We start from the raw sequence: 15103 nt of genomic DNA, 5'->3' as shown, positions 1-15103 counted from the left end.
GTCTCAGAGCTTGCGCAACGACAGCCGCTGCACCTTGTGGTCCGGTCCCTTGCGCAGGATCAGGTTGGAGCGGCCGCGGGTGGGCGCCACGTTCTCCAGCAGGTTCGGCTTGTTGATGGTGCGCCAGTTGCGGCGCGCGTAGTCCAGCGCCTCCTCCTCGGAGACCTGGGTGTAGCGGCGGAAGTAGGAGTCGGGGTCCTGGAAGGCCGTGGCCCGCAGCTTTCTGAACCGCTCGTAGTACCAGCGCTCGATGTCCTCGGCGCGGGCGTCCACGTAGACGCTGAAGTCGAAGAAGTCGGCGAGCGAGACGCGGGTGCGGCCGTCCTGGCCGGGCTGGGCCGGCTGCAGGACGTTGAGCCCCTCGATGATCAGGATGTCGGGGCGGTGCACGGTCAGCCGCTCGCCGGGCACGATGTCGTAGATGAGGTGGGAGTAGACCGGCGCGGAGACCTCGTCCTTGCCGGCCTTCACGTCCGCGACGAAGCGGGTCAGGGCCCGGCGGTCGTAGGACTCGGGGAAGCCCTTCCGCGACATCAGGCCCCGGGCCTGCAGCTCGGCGTTGGGCAGCAGGAAGCCGTCCGTCGTGACCAGCTCGACGCGCGGGTGCTCGGGCCAGCGGGCCAGCAGGGCCTGCAGCAGGCGGGCCGTGGTCGACTTGCCCACCGCGACGCTGCCGGCGACGCCTATGACGAAGGGCGTGCCGCGCTGGGCCCCCTTCTCGCCCAGGAAGGTGTTGAGCGCCCCGCGCAGGCTGCCGGTGGCCCCGACATAGAGGTTGAGCAGGCGGGACAGCGGCAGGTAGATGTCGCGGACCTCGTCCAGGTCGATGACGTCACCGAGTCCGCGCAGGCGCTCGACCTCGTCGGCGGTCAGCGGCAGGGGGGTGTTCTCACGCAGCGCGCTCCACTCCGCCCGGGTCAGGTCCACGAACGGCGAGGAGTCTGCGCGGCGCCTTTGCTGCGGCTGCTCAATGGTGGTCGGCACGGGCCCATTGTGCGCGGCGGGCGCGTCGGCATCACTTCGGGGGGCCCGAGGGGCTCGCGCGCAGGCAGTGACGCAAGGGATCGGAGGGGTACCAGTGGGTGAAGTTTCTCGCCGGGGTCTGTACTTACTTGCCGGTCAGGAATAACGTCCAGCGTCCTGTCCGCACGCATCACGCGAGGAGCCCGGCTCCGTGTTCGTCTTCCTGCTCGTACTCCGCCGCGTCCGACTCGCCCGGCAGGGCGTCCTCCGCCTCGTGCGCCGCGGGGCGCCGCCCGCGCACACCGCCCTCGGGACGCGGCCCTCCCTCGCCGACCGGGTGCACGGCGACCTGTCCGCCGAGCTGCCCGACGAGGACCTCGGGCAGGACCTCGACGACTGCCTCGACCGGTACGTTCTCGGCAGCAAACCGCGCTGCGAGGAGGTCGAGTACCTGGAGCTCGTGCAGGAGGCCATCGACCGGATCGAGCGCGGGCGTTGACCCACGGGCGCCGACCCCCGGCCCGTACGCTGCACACCATGTGCGGAATCGTTGGCTATGTGGGAGGGCAGTGCGCCCTCGATGTCGTATTGGCAGGGCTGCGGCGCCTGGAGTACCGCGGCTACGACTCGGCCGGGGTGGCGGTCCTGGCCGACGGCGGGCTGGCGTCGGCGAAGAAGGCCGGCAAGCTCGCCAACCTGGAGAAGGAGCTCGCCGACCGGCCGCTCCCGTCCGGGCCGACGGCCATCGGGCACACCCGCTGGGCCACGCACGGCGGCCCGACGGACGCCAACGCCCACCCCCACCTCGACAACCCGGGCCGGGTGGCCGTCGTCCACAACGGCATCATCGAGAACTTCGCCGCGCTGCGCGCCGAGCTGGCCGAGAGGGGGCACGCCCTGGGCTCGGAGACCGACACCGAGGTCGTCGCCCACCTGCTGTCCGAGGCCTTCTCCTCGTGCGGCGACCTCGCCGAGGCCATGCGGCAGGTCTGCCGCCGGCTCCAGGGCGCGTTCACGCTCGTGGCGGTGCACGCGGACGAGCCGGACGTGGTCGTGGGCGCGCGGCGCAACTCCCCGCTGGTCGTCGGCGTCGGCGACGGCGAGAACTTCCTCGCCTCCGACGTCGCCGCCTTCATCGCCCACACCCGCGAGGCCATCGAGCTCGGCCAGGACCAGGTCGTCGAGCTGCGGCGCGACGGCGTGACCGTCACCGGCTTCGACGGCGCCCCCGCGGACGACGTGCGCACGTACCACGTGGACTGGGACGCCTCGGCGGCCGAGAAGGGCGGCTACGACTACTTCATGCTCAAGGAGATCGCCGAGCAGCCCAAGGCCGTCGCCGACACGCTGCTGGGCCGCATCGACGCGGCGGGCTCCCTGACGCTGGACGAGGTGCGCATCCCCGACTCCGTGCTGCGGGAGGTCGACAAGGTCGTCATCGTCGCCTGCGGCACGGCCTACCACGCGGGCCTGATCGCCAAGTACGCCATCGAGCACTGGACGCGCATCCCGTGCGAGACGGAGCTGGCCAGCGAGTTCCGCTACCGCGACCCGATCCTCGACCAGCGCACGCTCGTCGTCGCGATCAGCCAGTCCGGCGAGACCATGGACACCCTCATGGCGCTGCGGCACGCCCGTGAGCAGGGCGCCAAGGTGCTGGCCATCTGCAACACCAACGGTTCGACGATCCCCCGCGAGTCGGACGCCGTCCTCTACACCCACGCCGGCCCCGAGGTGGCGGTCGCCTCCACGAAGGCGTTCCTGACCCAGCTGGTCGCCTGCTACCTGGTGGCGCTGTACCTGGGCCAGGTGCGCGGCACCAAGTGGGGCGACGAGGTGCGCGGCGTGGTCCGCGAGCTGTCGGTGATCGGCGCCCAGGTGGAGGAGGTGCTCGCCACCATGGAGCCGGTGCGCGAGCTGGCCCGCTCCCTGGCCGACAAGAACACCGTGCTCTTCCTGGGCCGTCACGTGGGCTACCCGGTGGCCCTCGAGGGCGCCCTGAAGCTCAAGGAGCTCGCCTACATGCACGCCGAGGGGTTCGCGGCCGGAGAGCTCAAGCACGGGCCGATCGCGCTGATCGAGAAGGACGTGCCGGTGGTGGTGGTCGTGCCCTCGCCACGCGGGCGCTCGGTCCTGCACGACAAGATCGTCTCCAATATCCAGGAGATCCGGGCGCGCGGCGCCCGCACCATCGTGATCGCCGAACGGGGCGACGAGGCGGTACGCCCCTACGCCGACCACCTGGTGGAGGTCCCGGCGACGCCGGTGCTGCTGCAGCCGCTGGTGGCCACCGTGCCGCTGCAGGTCTTCGCGTGCGAACTGGCGACGGCCCGGGGCAACGAGGTCGACCAGCCGCGCAACCTCGCGAAGTCGGTGACGGTCGAATGATCGTCGGAGTGGGGATCGACGTCGCCGAGATCGAGCGGTTCGACGCGGCGCTGCGGCGCACGCCCGCCATGGCGGGCCGGCTGTTCGTGGAGCGCGAGCTGTACCTGCCCACCGGCGAGCGGCGGGGCATCGCCTCGCTGGCCGCCCGCTTCGCCGCGAAGGAGGCCCTGGCCAAGGCCCTGGGCGCGCCCGGCGGGCTGCTCTGGACGGACGCGGAGGTCGTGACCGAGGGCAGCGGCCAGCCGCGGCTGGTGGTCACGGGAACGGTGGCCGCGCGCGCGGAGGCGCTGGGGGTGACGTCCTGGCACGTCTCGCTGAGCCATGACGCGGGGGTGGCCTCGGCGGTGGTGATCGCGGAGAAGTAGGGGGTCCGAGGGGCCGGGGGCCGTGGCCTGCGGCTCCTCACACCTCCCCGGCGTCGTGGACCAGCAGCGCGATCTGCACCCGGTTGTTCAGGTCCAGCTTGGTGAGGATGCGCGAGACGTGCGTCTTGACCGTGGGGACGGACATGTAGAGCTCCGCCGCGATCTCGGCGTTCGCCTTGCCCCGCCCCACGGCGGTGGCGACCTCGCGCTCCCGCTCGCCCAGGACCGCCAGCCGCTCGCGGGCCGCCTCCGCCCGCGGGCGCCGCTGCGCGTCGCCGCCCGACACCTGGGCGATGAGCTGCTGCGTCACAGCCGGGGACAGCACGGGCTCCCCGGCCGCCACCTTCCGTACCGCCTCCACGATCTCCCGTGGCGGGGTGTCCTTGAGGACGAACCCGGCCGCGCCCGCCCGCAGGGCGCGCAGCACGTGCTCGTCGGTGTGGAACGTGGTCAGCACGATCACCTCGGGCGGCTCCGGCCGCCCGCGCAGCGCCTCGGTGGCGGCCAGCCCGTCCGTGCCCGGCATCCGGATGTCCATCAGCACGACGTCGGGGGAGTGCGCCGCGACCAGCGGCCCCACCTCGCCGCCGTCGGCGGCCTCGGCGACCACCTCGAGGTCGGGTGCGCCGCCGAGCATCAGGCGCAGCCCGGCCCGTACCAGCGGGTCGTCGTCGACGAGGAGCACGCGGATGCTCACGGCGGGGCCTCACATTCGGGGGCGGTGCGGGCGGTGCGGGTGCCGGACCGGGCGCGGCGCTCCCGGCCGTCCGGCCTCATCCGGCCGGCGGCGGTTCGCGGTGCGGGTCCGCGGGCCAGGGTAGCCAGGCGGCCAGCCGGAAGTCCGCCCCGTCCCGGCCGTGCTCGAGCCGTCCGCCGGCCAGCGCGGCCCGTTCCCCGAGCCCGATGAGCCCCTGCCCGGCCCCGGGAATGGCCGGCCCGGCCGACGAGGGCCCGCCCGCCGTGGCATCGGGCAGGGCGTTGCGCACCTCGATGCCGAGGCCGCCGCCCGGCCCGCCGGAGATCCTCACGCGCACCGGGACGTCCGGGGCGTGCTTACGGGCGTTGGTGAGGGCCTCCTGGACGATGCGGTAGGCGGTGCGTCCCAGGGCGGCCGGGGCCGCCCCGGTCTCCGCCTCGCCGGGCGGCTCGTAGTCGATCCGCGTGCCCGCCTTCCGCGCCTCCTCCACCAGCCGGGCCACGTCGCCGAGCGTCGGCTGCGGCCGCCCGTCGCCCACGGGCGCGCGCAGCACCCCGATGACCTCGCGCAGGTCCTGCAGCGCCTGGTGCGCGCTGTCGCGGATCACTCCGGCAGCGCGCCCGATCTCGGCGGGTGGGGCCCCCGGGTTGTACTCCAGCGCCCCCGCGTGGACGCTCAGCAGCGACAGCCGGTGCGCGAGCACGTCGTGCATCTCCCGCGCGATCTCCTCACGGGCCCGCTGGGTCGCCCGGGCGGCCCGCAGGGCCGACTCGGCCTCCGCCAGTTCGGCCCGCTCCCGCAGCGAGTCGATGAGCTGCCGCCGGGAGCGGCGGAACAGCCCCCACCCGAGGGCCCCGGCGATCAGCGCGAAGTAGGTGAGCGCCGCGCCGGCCCGGCTCTCGTCCGTCTCCGGCAGCTCGTAGAGGAACACCGGCAGCGGGGCGAACGCGAGGGCCGCGACCCACGCGGTGACGCGCCACGGCCGGCCGGCGGCGACGGTGAACACCGCGACCAGGGCCGGGCCCGTCATGTAGTGCGCCAGGCTCCCGGCCACCAGCAGCGCCACGGCCAGCTGCACCGGCCACCGCCGCCGCAGGAACACGGCCGCGCACCCGAGCCCGCCCACCACCTGGTCGGCGGCCTGCCAGCCCGGGCCCATGTCCTGCGGCAGCGGGATCGACCGCGAGCTGATCGCGGCGAAGCAGGCCGCGAAGAGGAACAGCCCGATGTCGGCGGCCCAGTCGCGGCGGGTTCGGTGAACGTGGTGCATGACGGCGAATCTACGGTTCTGTTCGAGGGCGCCGGGCCGCCGCCGGGCGGGCGGATACTTTCGGATGACGGGCGGCCGTGCGGCCGGAGACTTTGGTCGCCTCACGGCCCTCGAACCGGCTCCCTACGGCCGATGCGGGGCACGGCCCGCCCTTCGTACCGTCGGGGCATGAACAATCCCCTCAAGCGCCTGCTGGGCTTCGTCAGCTTCGTCCTGATCGTCGGCGGCATCAGCTGCCTGCTCCACGAATGGCTCGGATGGTTCCGCCTGTTCGGCTTCCTGCGCTTCCTCGCGCCCGGCGGCTACGAGGTCTACAGCTACGTCGTGATGATCGCCCTGGGCATAGCGGTGGGCGCGGCGAGCGAGGCCGTGGGCCGGGAGCGGCCCCGCCCGTAGGACCGCCAGGACGGTCCGAAGCGGTGTCCGTGCCTACGCTTTGACTCTCCAGCGACGGGAGACACCAAGGTGGCGGGCATGGACGGCGACACCTCCCTCTACTCCATCGGCGAGCTGGCTCGTCTGACCGGTCTCACGGTCAAGACGATCCGGTTCTGGTCCGACGAGGGCGTGGTGCCGCCGGCCGACCGTACGCCCGCCGGCTACCGGCTCTACGGGCAGGACGCCCTGGCCCGGCTCGGCCTCGTCCGTACGCTGCGCGACCTCGGGGTCGGCCTCGCGACCATCCGGCAGGTGCTGGAGCGCGAAGTGACCGTCGCCGAGGTCGCCGCGGTGCACGCCGAGGCGCTGGAGACGCAGATCCGCACCCTGCGGCTGCGCCAGGCCGTCCTCCGAGCCGTCGCCGGACGCGGGTCCACACCGGAGGAGATGGAACTCATGCACACTCTCGCCCACCTGACCGACCGGGAACGCCGCCGCCTCATCCACGACTTCATCGACAACGCCTTCGAGGGCCTGGACGTCGACCCCGGCTTCCTGGCCACCCTGCGCGACGCCATGCCGGTCCTGCCCGACGACCCGGCGCCGGAGCAGGTCGACGCCTGGGTGGAGCTCGCCGGGCTCGTCCAGGACGAGGACTTCCGCGCCGGCATGCGACGCGCCGCCGAGGACCAGATCCGGGCGCGGGACGAGGCCGGGCAGCCCGAGCCGGACGAGGCGCGAAGGCTGGCCGACCTGATCCGCGAGCGGACCGCCGAGGCGCGGAAGGCCGGCCTCGCACCGGAGTCGGAGGCGGCGCGGCCGCTCGTCGACGAGCTGGCGCGGCAGTGCGCCGGGCTCGCCGGGCGCGAGGACGGCCCGGAGTTCCGGCGGTGGCTGCTGGAGCGGCTGGAGATCGGCAACGACTCCCGCTACGAGCGCTACTGGCGGCTCCTCGCCGTGATCAACGGCTGGCCCGCGCCGGATATGGGGCCTGCCGTCGAATGGCTGATCGCCGGGCTGCGCGCCGCCTGATGTGATCCCCCGTCCCCCGCCGTCCTGCTGTCGTATCGTCAGGTGGGACGGCGGAGGCGAAGGGGGCGGCGGCGTGCATCCGGCAAGGGAGCGCATTGCGGCGGTGTTCGGCGGGCGAACCCAGGGCAGCGGCTATCTGCTGGCACCGAACCTCGTCCTGACCGCGGCACACGTCGTCGGCGACTGCGAGGCCCCCACGGTGATCGTCCCCGGCGGGGTCGGCAAGGTGCGCTGCCGGGTGGCATGGGCGCGCGACGACAACCGCCGCTGTGACGTCGCCCTGCTCGTCGCCGAGCGGGACGTCGTCGACGAGGAGACGGCCGCCGCCTTCGAGCCGCTGGTGTGGGGGCGCGCGTACGACCTGCGGGCCTGGCCCGGCGCGCAGGCCATCGGCTACCCGCACGTCCAGCGGGACGCGGCGGGCGACCTCGACACCGAACAGGTCGTCGGCGCTCTCAAGCCCGGCAGCCATCTCCTCAGCGGCCGGCACGTCCTCGACAGCGACCACGGCGCGCCGGCGCCGCAGCCCGACGGCGGTTCGCCGTGGGCCGGGATGTCGGGGGCCGCCGTCTTCGTGGACGGGCTGCTCGCCGGCGTCGTGTGCGCCGACCCGGGCGGGTGGCGGCACGGGCGGCTGACGGTCACGCCGTCGGAGACGCTGTGGCAGGACTTCCGCTTCCTGCAGGAGTGCCTGCTCGCCGGCCACAAGCCGGAGTCGCGTTCGCTCGCCTCGCCCCAGCAGCTCGAGGTGGAGGCGTTCGAACGCCGGTTACGCGACTTCATCGTCGGCAAGTCCGGCGAGCTGACCATCATCGGGCTGACGCTCGGCGACGGCGACGGGGAGACCTGGCCGCTGGACGCCGCCTACCTCAGCCTCGAGCTGTCGGGCGGCGGCCGGGTCATGACCGCGGAGGGCTTCGAACTGCCCGGCGGCGGCCCGACGGCCCGGTCCGTGCCGTCGCCCAAGCGCGCGGAGGAGGCGCTCTCCGGGCACAAACGGGTGCTGCTGCGGGGCGCGGCCGGCTCGGGCAAGACCACGCTGCTGCAGTGGCTCGCCACGATCACCGCCCGGGGAGAGCTGCCCCCGGGGTTAGGCCACCTGAGCGGATGCATGCCGCTGACCCTGCCCCTGCGGACGCTCATCCGGCGCGGCGAACTCCCACAGCCCGAGGAGTTCCTCGAGGCCGCCGCCCGACCGCTGGCCGGACTGCCCGCCGCCCGGGGATGGGCCACCCGGCGGCTGACCGAGGGCACGGCACTGCTGCTCATCGACGGCGTCGACGAGGTCCCCGAGGCCGACCGCCGCCGCACCCTGGCCTGGGTCAAGGATCTGCTGGCCGCCTACCCCGAGGCCCGGTACGTCATCACGACCCGCCCCTCCGCCGTACGCGAGGGCTGGCTGGCCGACGCCGGCTTCACCGAGCTCGAGCTCCTGCCCATGAGCCGCGGCGACGTCCTGGCCTTCATCCACCGCTGGCACGACGCGGCGGGCCTGCGGCACGACGAACGGCTACGGGCCTTCCGCGACGCCCTGTCGGCGGCGGTCGTCGCCAAACGCGACCTGGGACGGCTGGCCACCAACCCCCTGATGTGCGCCCTGATCTGCGCACTCAACCGCTCGCGCCGCGGATACCTCCCCCACGGCCGCATGGAGCTCTACCGCGCCGCACTGGACCTCCTCCTCATCCGGCGGGACCGCGAGCGCGAGATCGCCGTCGGCCTGGAGGGCCCCGAGCTGGAACAGGCGCAGACCGCCCTCCTCCAGAAGATCGCCTACTGGCTGATCAGAAACGGCCGCTCCGAGATCGAGTGGCACAAGGCCGTGGAGATCCTGGAACGGGCCCTGCCCGCCATGCCGGCGGTGGCGGCCCGGGGGAGCGCCGAGGACATATTGCGGCACCTGGTGGTACGCAGCGGCCTGCTCCGGCAGCCGACGAGCGAGACCCTGGACTTCGTCCACCGCACCTTCCAGGACTACCTGGGCGCCCAGGCCGCCGTCGACGACTGGGACTTCGACCTGCTCGTCAACCACGCCCACGACGATCAGTGGGAGGACGTCCTGCGCATGGCGGTGGGCCACGCGCCGCCCCGGGCGCGGGCCGAGCTGCTGCGGATGCTGCTGGAGCGGGGGCAGAAGGAAGAGGCCTATAGGGCTCGCCTGCACCTGCTGGCCGCCGCCTGCCTCGAGCACGCCACCGAGGTCGACTGGGAGGTGCGTACGCGAGTCGAGCAGGCGGCGGCCGAGCTGGTGCCGCCGCGCGACATGGAGTCCGCGAAGGAGCTCGCGACGGTAGGGCCGGTGGTGCTGGACTTGCTGCCGGGGCCGGAGGGCCTGTCGGAGGAGGTTGCCTACGCGGTGGTCGTCGCGGCGACGACGGTGGCGGACGACCAGGCGATTCCACTGCTGGCGCGGTACGCGGACCACCCGTCGCTGGGGGTCCGGGCGCAGCTGGCGTGGGCCTGGGACCGCTTCGACACGCAGCGGTACGCGGACGCGGTGATCGCGCGGCTGGCCCACGAGGACAATGGCTGGGGCCGGCTGGCCTTCGTGGTGAAGTCCGGCGAGCACGTCGCCGCGCTCAAACGGCTCGGGGGCCGGCCCGAGGTGCAGGTCGACGGCCTGCTGACCGCCGAGGACCTTGCCGACCTCGACACTCCGGCGCTGACGAACCTCAACGTCCGCTCGTTCGATCCGTCAGGGGAGCTGCCGTTGCCGCCCGGGCTGACGTATCTCTCCTTGGGCTCTGACGCCGGCGGCATCCGGCTGACAGGCCTGAGTCACCACTCTCGTCTGGAGACGGTGTTCTTTGGCCACCCGGGCGCGGATCTGCGGCAGTACGGCCTGGAGACGCTCCCCCGGCTGACCGGGCTGGGCTGGTGCGAGGCGGACCTGACCTCGCTGGCGCAGGTGCGGCCGATGCCCCAGGTGCGGCAGCTTTACTTGCAAGCGCCCACCGGCCTCGAGGGCCTGGCCCTTCTGTCGAAAGCCTTCCCGATGATCGAACGCGTGACTGTCGTTGCTGATGGCGCCGACAGCGAGCCGATCGACCTGGCACACCTGCGGGACTCCACACCATTCAGTCTGTGCATCCACTACCCGGGGCCCATCCTGAACCGCGAGCTGCTCGGCGACGGCTGGGACCTGGACTTCGAGACACTGTTCTAGCCGACGGACCCCTGACCGCCCCCTCACCCCTCTGCCACATCCCGCCAAACCTCCCGCAGCGCCCCCGCCACACCAAGAGCCGTGAGCGGCGCGGTCCCGAGCCGGCGGGCGGCCAGGCCGTGCAGGTACGCCCCCACCGCCGCCGCGTCGATCGCCGGGAGGCCCGCGGCCAGCAGGGAGCCGGTCAGTCCGGACAGGACGTCGCCGCTTCCGGCCGTGGCCAGCCAGGGGGTGCCGGTCGGGTTGGCCCGGACCGGGCCGGTGGCGTCGGCGACGAGGGTGGTGGAGCCCTTGAGCAGGGCGGTCACGCCGTAGCGGTCGGCCAGCGCCCGTACCGAGGCCAGGCGCTGGGTCTCGACCTCCTCGCGGGAGACACCGAGCAGTACGGCGGCCTCGCCGGCGTGCGGGGTGATCAGCGTCCGGGCGGCCCGGGCGCGTACCGCCTCCGGGTCGAGCAGTCGTAGGCCGTCCGCGTCGATGAGTACCGGCACGTCGGAGGCGAGGACGTCCTCGAGTGCCTGCCGGGCGTCCGCGCCGTCGCCGAGGCCGGGGCCGACGACCCAGGCCTGTACGCGGCCGGCCTTGGACGGCGGGCCGGTCGTCACCAGGGTCTCGGGGAAGCGCGAGATCACCGCGTCGACCGCCGGGCCCGCGTAGCGCACGGCGCCCGCGCCGCCGCTCAGGGCGCCGGCGACGGCGAGGACCGCCGCGCCGGGGTAGCGGGCGGAGCCGGCGACGATGCCGATGACGCCGCGCCGGTACTTGTCGCTCTCGGCGGCCGGGTACGGCAGCAGGCGGGCGATGTCGGCGTGCTGCGGCGCCTCCACGTCCGGTTCGGCCGGCAGCCACGGGCCCAGGCCGATGTCGACGAGCCGCAGCGCGCCGGCGTACTCGCGCGCCGGGTCGATGAGGAGGCCGGGCTTGTACGCGCCGAAGGTCACCGTCGCGTCCGCCCGTACGGCCGCGCCGCGTACCTCGCCCGTGTCGGCGTCGACGCCGCTGGGCAGGTCGACGGCGACGATCAGCGCGCCCGCGTCCTCGGCGGCGAGGACCAGGGCCTCGGCCTCCGGGCGCAGCCCGCCCTTGCCGCCGATTCCGACGATGCCGTCGACGACGAGGTCGGCGCGCCGCACGGCGCGTACGCCGTCGTCGGCGGGCACGACGCGCCCGCCGGCCGCGCGCAGGGCGCGCAGGCCGCCCTCGTGCGCCCTTCCGGGGGCCGTCAGGACCGCCGTGACGCCCGCGCCGCGCCGGGCGAGGCGGGCGCCGGCGTAGAGGGCGTCGCCGCCGTTGTCGCCGCTGCCGGTCAGGAGGGTGACGCGGGCGCCGTAGACGCGGCGGCCGAGCAGGTCGGCGCAGGCGGCCGCGAGACCGGCGGCCGCGCGCTGCATCAGGGTGCCGGGTGGCAGCTCGGCCATGAGAGCTCGCTCGGCGGTCCGTACGGTTTCCACGCTGTGGGCAGTCCTCATGGGGCCAGCCTGGCGCAGGCGGGCGGCCTGTGACCACCGGGCCGGTGGCCAGGGGGGAGCGGGGTCGCCCCGGCGGCAGCCAGACCAATACGTTCCCGGCAAACGGACCGCTGCGTTCCCCCAGGCGATCCGCCCGGCGGCCCGGCCTGAGACACTGGCGGGGATGAGTGAGACACCGATGCGCGCCCGTGCTGTGGTCGACCTGGCCGCCCTGCGGGCCAACGTACGTGCTCTGCGGGCTCGCGCCCCCCGGGCGCAGCTGATGGCCGTCGTCAAGGCCGACGCGTACGGGCACGGGGCGGTGCCCTGTGCGCGGGCGGCCCGGCAGGCCGGTGCCGAGTGGCTCGGTACGGCCACGCCGCAGGAGGCGCTGGCGCTGCGTGCCGCGGGCGACACGGGTCGGCTGCTGTGCTGGCTGTGGACGCCCGGCGGGCCGTGGCGGGAGGCCGTGGAGGCCGACATCGACGTCTCGGTCAGCGGCCTGTGGGCCCTGGAGGAGGTCACCGCGGCCGTGCGCGCGGCGGGCCGTCCCGCCCGCGTGCAGCTGAAGATCGACACCGGTCTCGGTCGCAACGGCTGCCAGCCCGGCGACTGGGAGAAGCTCGTCGCCGCCGCCCGTGACGCCGAGCGGGCCGGTCTGGTCAAGGTCACCGGCGTGTGGTCGCACTTCGCGTGCGCCGACGAGCCGGGCCATCCCTCGATCCGCGCCCAGCTGGGCGTCTTCGAGGACGCGCTGTCCTATGCCGCGCGCGAGGGGCTGACCCCCGAGGTCCGCCACATCGCCAACTCGCCGGCCACCCTCACCCTCCCCGAGACCCACTACGACCTGGTGCGGACGGGCGTGGCGATGTACGGCATATCGCCCAGCCCCGAGGTCGGCCTTCCCGAGGACTTCGGCCTCAGGCCCGTCATGACGCTCACCGCGTCCCTGGCCTCCGTCAAGCGGGTGCCGGGCGGGCACGGGGTCTCTTACGGCCATCTCTACGTCACCCCCGGCGAGACCACCCTCGCGCTGGTCCCCGTGGGCTACGCGGACGGCATCCCGCGCGCCGCCAGCGGCACCGGTCCGGTGCTGGTGGGAGGCAAGTGGCGGACGGTCGCGGGCCGTGTCGCCATGGACCAGTTCGTGGTGGATCTGGGCGGCGACACCGCCCGCGTCGGCGACGAGGCGGTGCTGTTCGGCCCCGGTGACCGGGGCGAGCCGACCGCCGAGGACTGGGCCAGGGCGACCGGAACCATCGCCTATGAAGTCGTCACGCGCATCTCGGCACGCGTGCCCCGCGTCTATACCGGGGAGATCCCGGAGGACAGCACGAGCCACGACACGGGGGAGTGACGACATGGGCGAGGGCGGCGACAGCGCGGGCACGGCGGCGGAAGCGGTAGCGGCCGCGGCGGCGGCCGCGAGGACCGGCGGGGTCGCGGGCATGGGCGCCGCGGCCTGGCGGCGCGGGGCGGGTGTCGCCGGGGCCGCGGTCGGCCTGGTCGCCGCCGGGGCCGCGGTCGGCGTCGCCGTCGAGCGGCTGACCGTGGGGCGCGGAATGCGCCGCAAGGCCCGGCTCGCCCTGGACGCGGTGGGCCCGTACGGCACCCTGCGCGGCACGCCCGGCGTCGCCGTCGCCGACGACGGAACGTCCCTCCACTACGAGGTGGACGAGGTGGAGGGGCAGCCGGCGGACGGCGGGCGTCCCCGGTTGCTCGGGCGGAAGCCGGCCCCTCCCGTCACCGTCGTGTTCAGCCACGGCTACTGCCTCAACCAGGACTCCTGGCACTTCCAGCGCGCCGCCCTGCGCGGCGTCGTGCGCACGGTCTTCTGGGACCAGCGCAGCCACGGCCGCTCCGGGCGCGGCAAGGCGCGGCGCGACGGCGGCGAGCCCGTGACCATCGACCGGCTCGGCCGTGACCTCAAGGCCGTCATCGACGCCGCCGCCCCCGAGGGGCCGCTGGTGCTGGTGGGGCATTCGATGGGCGGCATGACGATGATGGCGCTGGCCGACCAGTTCCCGTCCCTGATCGCGGAGCGGGTGGCCGCGGCGGCCTTCGTCGGCACGTCCCCGGGCCTGCTGTCCGAGGTGACGTACGGGCTGCCGGTCGCCGGGATGAACCTCGTGCGCCGGGCGGTGCTGCCCGGGGCCTTCAAGCTGATGACGGACCGGACCGACCTGGTCGAGAAGGGTCGCCGGGCCACCTCCGACATCGTCGGCGCGATCATCAAGCGCTATTCGTTCGGCACGCGGGACGTCGATCCCGTGGTGGCCCGGTTCGCCGAGCGGCTGATCGAGGCGACGCCGGTGGACGTGGTCGCCGAGTTCTATCCGGCCTTCGACGCGCATGACAAGGTCGCCGCGCTGAGCGCCTTCGCGGGCCGGCCCGTGCTCGTCCTCGCGGGCGAGAAGGACCTGATCACCCCGAGCTCCCACAGCGAGGTCATCGCCGACGCCCTGCCGCACGCGGGCCTGGTGGTCGTGCCCGGCGCGGGGCACCTGGTGATGCTCGAGCAGCCGCAGCTGGTGTGCGAGAAGCTGTCGGAGCTGCTGGCGCAGGTGCCCGCCGGCCTGGCCGGCAGCCGCTCCGGCGGCCGCGGAGCATGGGCGCGCGGCGAGCACCGGGCCGCGCCCGAGTAGGGCTCCGCGCCACGCCACGGCACCCCGTACCATCGGCGGATATGAACGTCCCGCACGACACCTCCGCCGCCACGGCCGCGCGGCTCACCGTCAAGTCGGCTGAAGACATGCGCGAGTTGGGCCGCAGGCTGGCCGCGCTGCTCCGGCCGGGCGACCTGGTCCTGCTCTCCGGCGAGCTGGGTGCCGGCAAGACGACGATGACCCGCGGGCTGGGCGAGGGCCTCGGCGTGCGCGGCGCCGTCACCTCCCCGACCTTCGTCATCGCCCGCGTCCACCCGCCGCTCGGCGACGGCCCGGCGCTGGTCCACGTCGACGCCTACCGGCTGTCCGGCGGCCTGGACGAGATGGAGGACCTGGACCTGGACGTCTCGCTGCCCGAGTCGGTCGTCGTCGTGGAGTGGGGCGACGGCAAGGTCGAGGACCTGTCCGAGGACCGCCTGCGCGTCGTCATCGAGCGGGCGGTCGGCGCGGACGCCCCGACTGTCGTCGACGGGGACGACGCCGACGCGGCGGACGACGTGCGCAGCGTGACCGTCACCGGCGTCGGCGAGCGCTGGACGGGCGTGGACCTCACCCCGCTGGGCTAGGGCCAGGGCGACGGGGGCTGGGCAACGGGTCGGGAACGGGCCGGGGAACGGGTCGGGCTGTACTTTCCGACAAGCCGTCGGGAAGATGTTGCGCGCGCGGTGTCGCGCGTGGTCACATGGAGAACGGAGAGATGGTTAGGCCTGCCTAACCGCTCTCCCGGCCC

General features: G+C 74.1%; 13 protein-coding genes. 9 read left to right on the top strand and 4 right to left on the bottom strand.

Features of this window, described 5'->3' with window-relative positions; genetic code table 11:
- Nucleotides 1–3: 3 nt before the first annotated feature.
- Entirely contained in the window at nucleotides 4–984 is a 981-nt protein-coding gene (coaA, locus tag J1792_RS03975; protein ID WP_086569060.1) for a type I pantothenate kinase, read from the bottom strand.
- Nucleotides 985–1174: 190 nt separating this feature from the next.
- Here coaA and J1792_RS03970 point away from each other — a divergent pair, with 190 nt between their 5' ends.
- Genes J1792_RS03970 through J1792_RS03960 form a run of 3 tightly spaced genes read left to right on the top strand, consistent with a single transcriptional unit; the run spans nucleotide 1175 to nucleotide 3716 of the window.
- The gene (locus J1792_RS03970) at nucleotides 1175–1462 is read left to right on the top strand and encodes a hypothetical protein (RefSeq protein WP_107431038.1); all 288 of its coding nucleotides are present in this window, start codon (nucleotides 1175–1177) and stop codon (nucleotides 1460–1462) included.
- 38 nt (nucleotides 1463–1500) lie between these two features.
- On the top strand, nucleotides 1501–3351 hold the full coding sequence (glmS, locus tag J1792_RS03965; protein ID WP_086569069.1) for a glutamine--fructose-6-phosphate transaminase (isomerizing): 1851 nt from the start codon (nucleotides 1501–1503) through the stop codon (nucleotides 3349–3351).
- Entirely contained in the window at nucleotides 3348–3716 is a 369-nt protein-coding gene (locus J1792_RS03960) for a holo-ACP synthase (RefSeq protein WP_086569058.1), read from the top strand. Before glmS ends, J1792_RS03960 begins: the two co-directional genes overlap by 4 nt.
- A 37-nt stretch (nucleotides 3717–3753) precedes the next feature.
- Here J1792_RS03960 and J1792_RS03955 read toward each other — a convergent pair whose 3' ends face one another.
- Nucleotides 3754–4413 carry a response regulator gene (locus J1792_RS03955; protein WP_207246681.1) on the bottom strand — a complete coding sequence of 220 codons (660 nt, stop codon included), beginning with the start codon at nucleotides 4411–4413 and terminating at the stop codon, nucleotides 3754–3756.
- 76 nt (nucleotides 4414–4489) lie between these two features.
- Nucleotides 4490–5683, bottom strand: a complete 1194-nt coding sequence (locus J1792_RS03950) for a sensor histidine kinase (RefSeq protein ID WP_207246680.1) — start codon at nucleotides 5681–5683, stop codon at nucleotides 4490–4492.
- 168 nt (nucleotides 5684–5851) lie between these two features.
- On the opposite strand from J1792_RS03950, the gene J1792_RS03945 reads away from it, so the two are divergent.
- From J1792_RS03945 to J1792_RS03935, 3 genes are all read left to right on the top strand, one after another.
- Nucleotides 5852–6079, top strand: coding sequence for a hypothetical protein (locus J1792_RS03945; RefSeq protein WP_086569053.1), 228 nt, complete (start codon nucleotides 5852–5854; stop codon nucleotides 6077–6079).
- A 78-nt stretch (nucleotides 6080–6157) separates the two neighbouring features.
- A complete protein-coding gene (locus J1792_RS03940; protein WP_207246679.1) occupies nucleotides 6158–7093 on the top strand; it encodes a MerR family transcriptional regulator in 936 nt (311 codons plus the stop codon).
- A 103-nt stretch (nucleotides 7094–7196) separates the two neighbouring features.
- The gene (locus J1792_RS03935) at nucleotides 7197–10259 is read left to right on the top strand and encodes a serine protease (protein WP_207246678.1); all 3063 of its coding nucleotides are present in this window, start codon (nucleotides 7197–7199) and stop codon (nucleotides 10257–10259) included.
- Nucleotides 10260–10282: 23 nt separating this feature from the next.
- On the opposite strand, the gene J1792_RS03930 is transcribed toward J1792_RS03935, so the two are convergent.
- The gene (locus J1792_RS03930) at nucleotides 10283–11728 is read right to left on the bottom strand and encodes an NAD(P)H-hydrate dehydratase (RefSeq protein WP_086567981.1); all 1446 of its coding nucleotides are present in this window, start codon (nucleotides 11726–11728) and stop codon (nucleotides 10283–10285) included.
- A 163-nt stretch (nucleotides 11729–11891) separates the two neighbouring features.
- Between J1792_RS03930 and alr the strand changes: the two genes are divergently transcribed.
- From alr to tsaE, 3 genes are read left to right on the top strand one after another with little or no spacing between them, the layout of a single operon-like run.
- The gene (gene alr, locus J1792_RS03925) at nucleotides 11892–13064 is read left to right on the top strand and encodes an alanine racemase (RefSeq protein WP_086567982.1); all 1173 of its coding nucleotides are present in this window, start codon (nucleotides 11892–11894) and stop codon (nucleotides 13062–13064) included.
- A gap of 4 nt (nucleotides 13065–13068) precedes the next feature.
- Nucleotides 13069–14352 (top strand): alpha/beta fold hydrolase, encoded by a 1284-nt coding sequence (locus tag J1792_RS03920; RefSeq protein ID WP_086567984.1) that lies wholly within the window; start codon nucleotides 13069–13071, stop codon nucleotides 14350–14352.
- A gap of 41 nt (nucleotides 14353–14393) precedes the next feature.
- Entirely contained in the window at nucleotides 14394–14939 is a 546-nt protein-coding gene (gene tsaE / locus J1792_RS03915) for a tRNA (adenosine(37)-N6)-threonylcarbamoyltransferase complex ATPase subunit type 1 TsaE (protein WP_086567985.1), read from the top strand.
- Nucleotides 14940–15103 lie beyond the last annotated feature (164 nt).

It is taken from the genome of Streptomyces triculaminicus, from assembly GCF_017349075.1.
Lineage (GTDB): Bacteria > Actinomycetota > Actinomycetes > Streptomycetales > Streptomycetaceae > Streptomyces > Streptomyces triculaminicus.
This window is presented reverse-complemented; position numbering and strand designations above follow the sequence as displayed.

Coding starts and splice junctions, on each gene's coding strand:
- alr (WP_086567982.1), top strand. CDS start 11,892: ATGAGTGAGACACCGATGCGCGCCCGTGCTGTGGTCGACCTGGCCGCC.
- glmS (WP_086569069.1), top strand. CDS start 1,501: ATGTGCGGAATCGTTGGCTATGTGGGAGGGCAGTGCGCCCTCGATGTC.
- J1792_RS03930 (WP_086567981.1), bottom strand. CDS start 11,728: ATGAGGACTGCCCACAGCGTGGAAACCGTACGGACCGCCGAGCGAGCT.
- J1792_RS03960 (WP_086569058.1), top strand. CDS start 3,348: ATGATCGTCGGAGTGGGGATCGACGTCGCCGAGATCGAGCGGTTCGAC.
- J1792_RS03950 (WP_207246680.1), bottom strand. CDS start 5,683: ATGCACCACGTTCACCGAACCCGCCGCGACTGGGCCGCCGACATCGGG.
- J1792_RS03940 (WP_207246679.1), top strand. CDS start 6,158: ATGGACGGCGACACCTCCCTCTACTCCATCGGCGAGCTGGCTCGTCTG.
- tsaE (WP_086567985.1), top strand. CDS start 14,394: ATGAACGTCCCGCACGACACCTCCGCCGCCACGGCCGCGCGGCTCACC.
- J1792_RS03945 (WP_086569053.1), top strand. CDS start 5,852: ATGAACAATCCCCTCAAGCGCCTGCTGGGCTTCGTCAGCTTCGTCCTG.
- J1792_RS03920 (WP_086567984.1), top strand. CDS start 13,069: ATGGGCGAGGGCGGCGACAGCGCGGGCACGGCGGCGGAAGCGGTAGCG.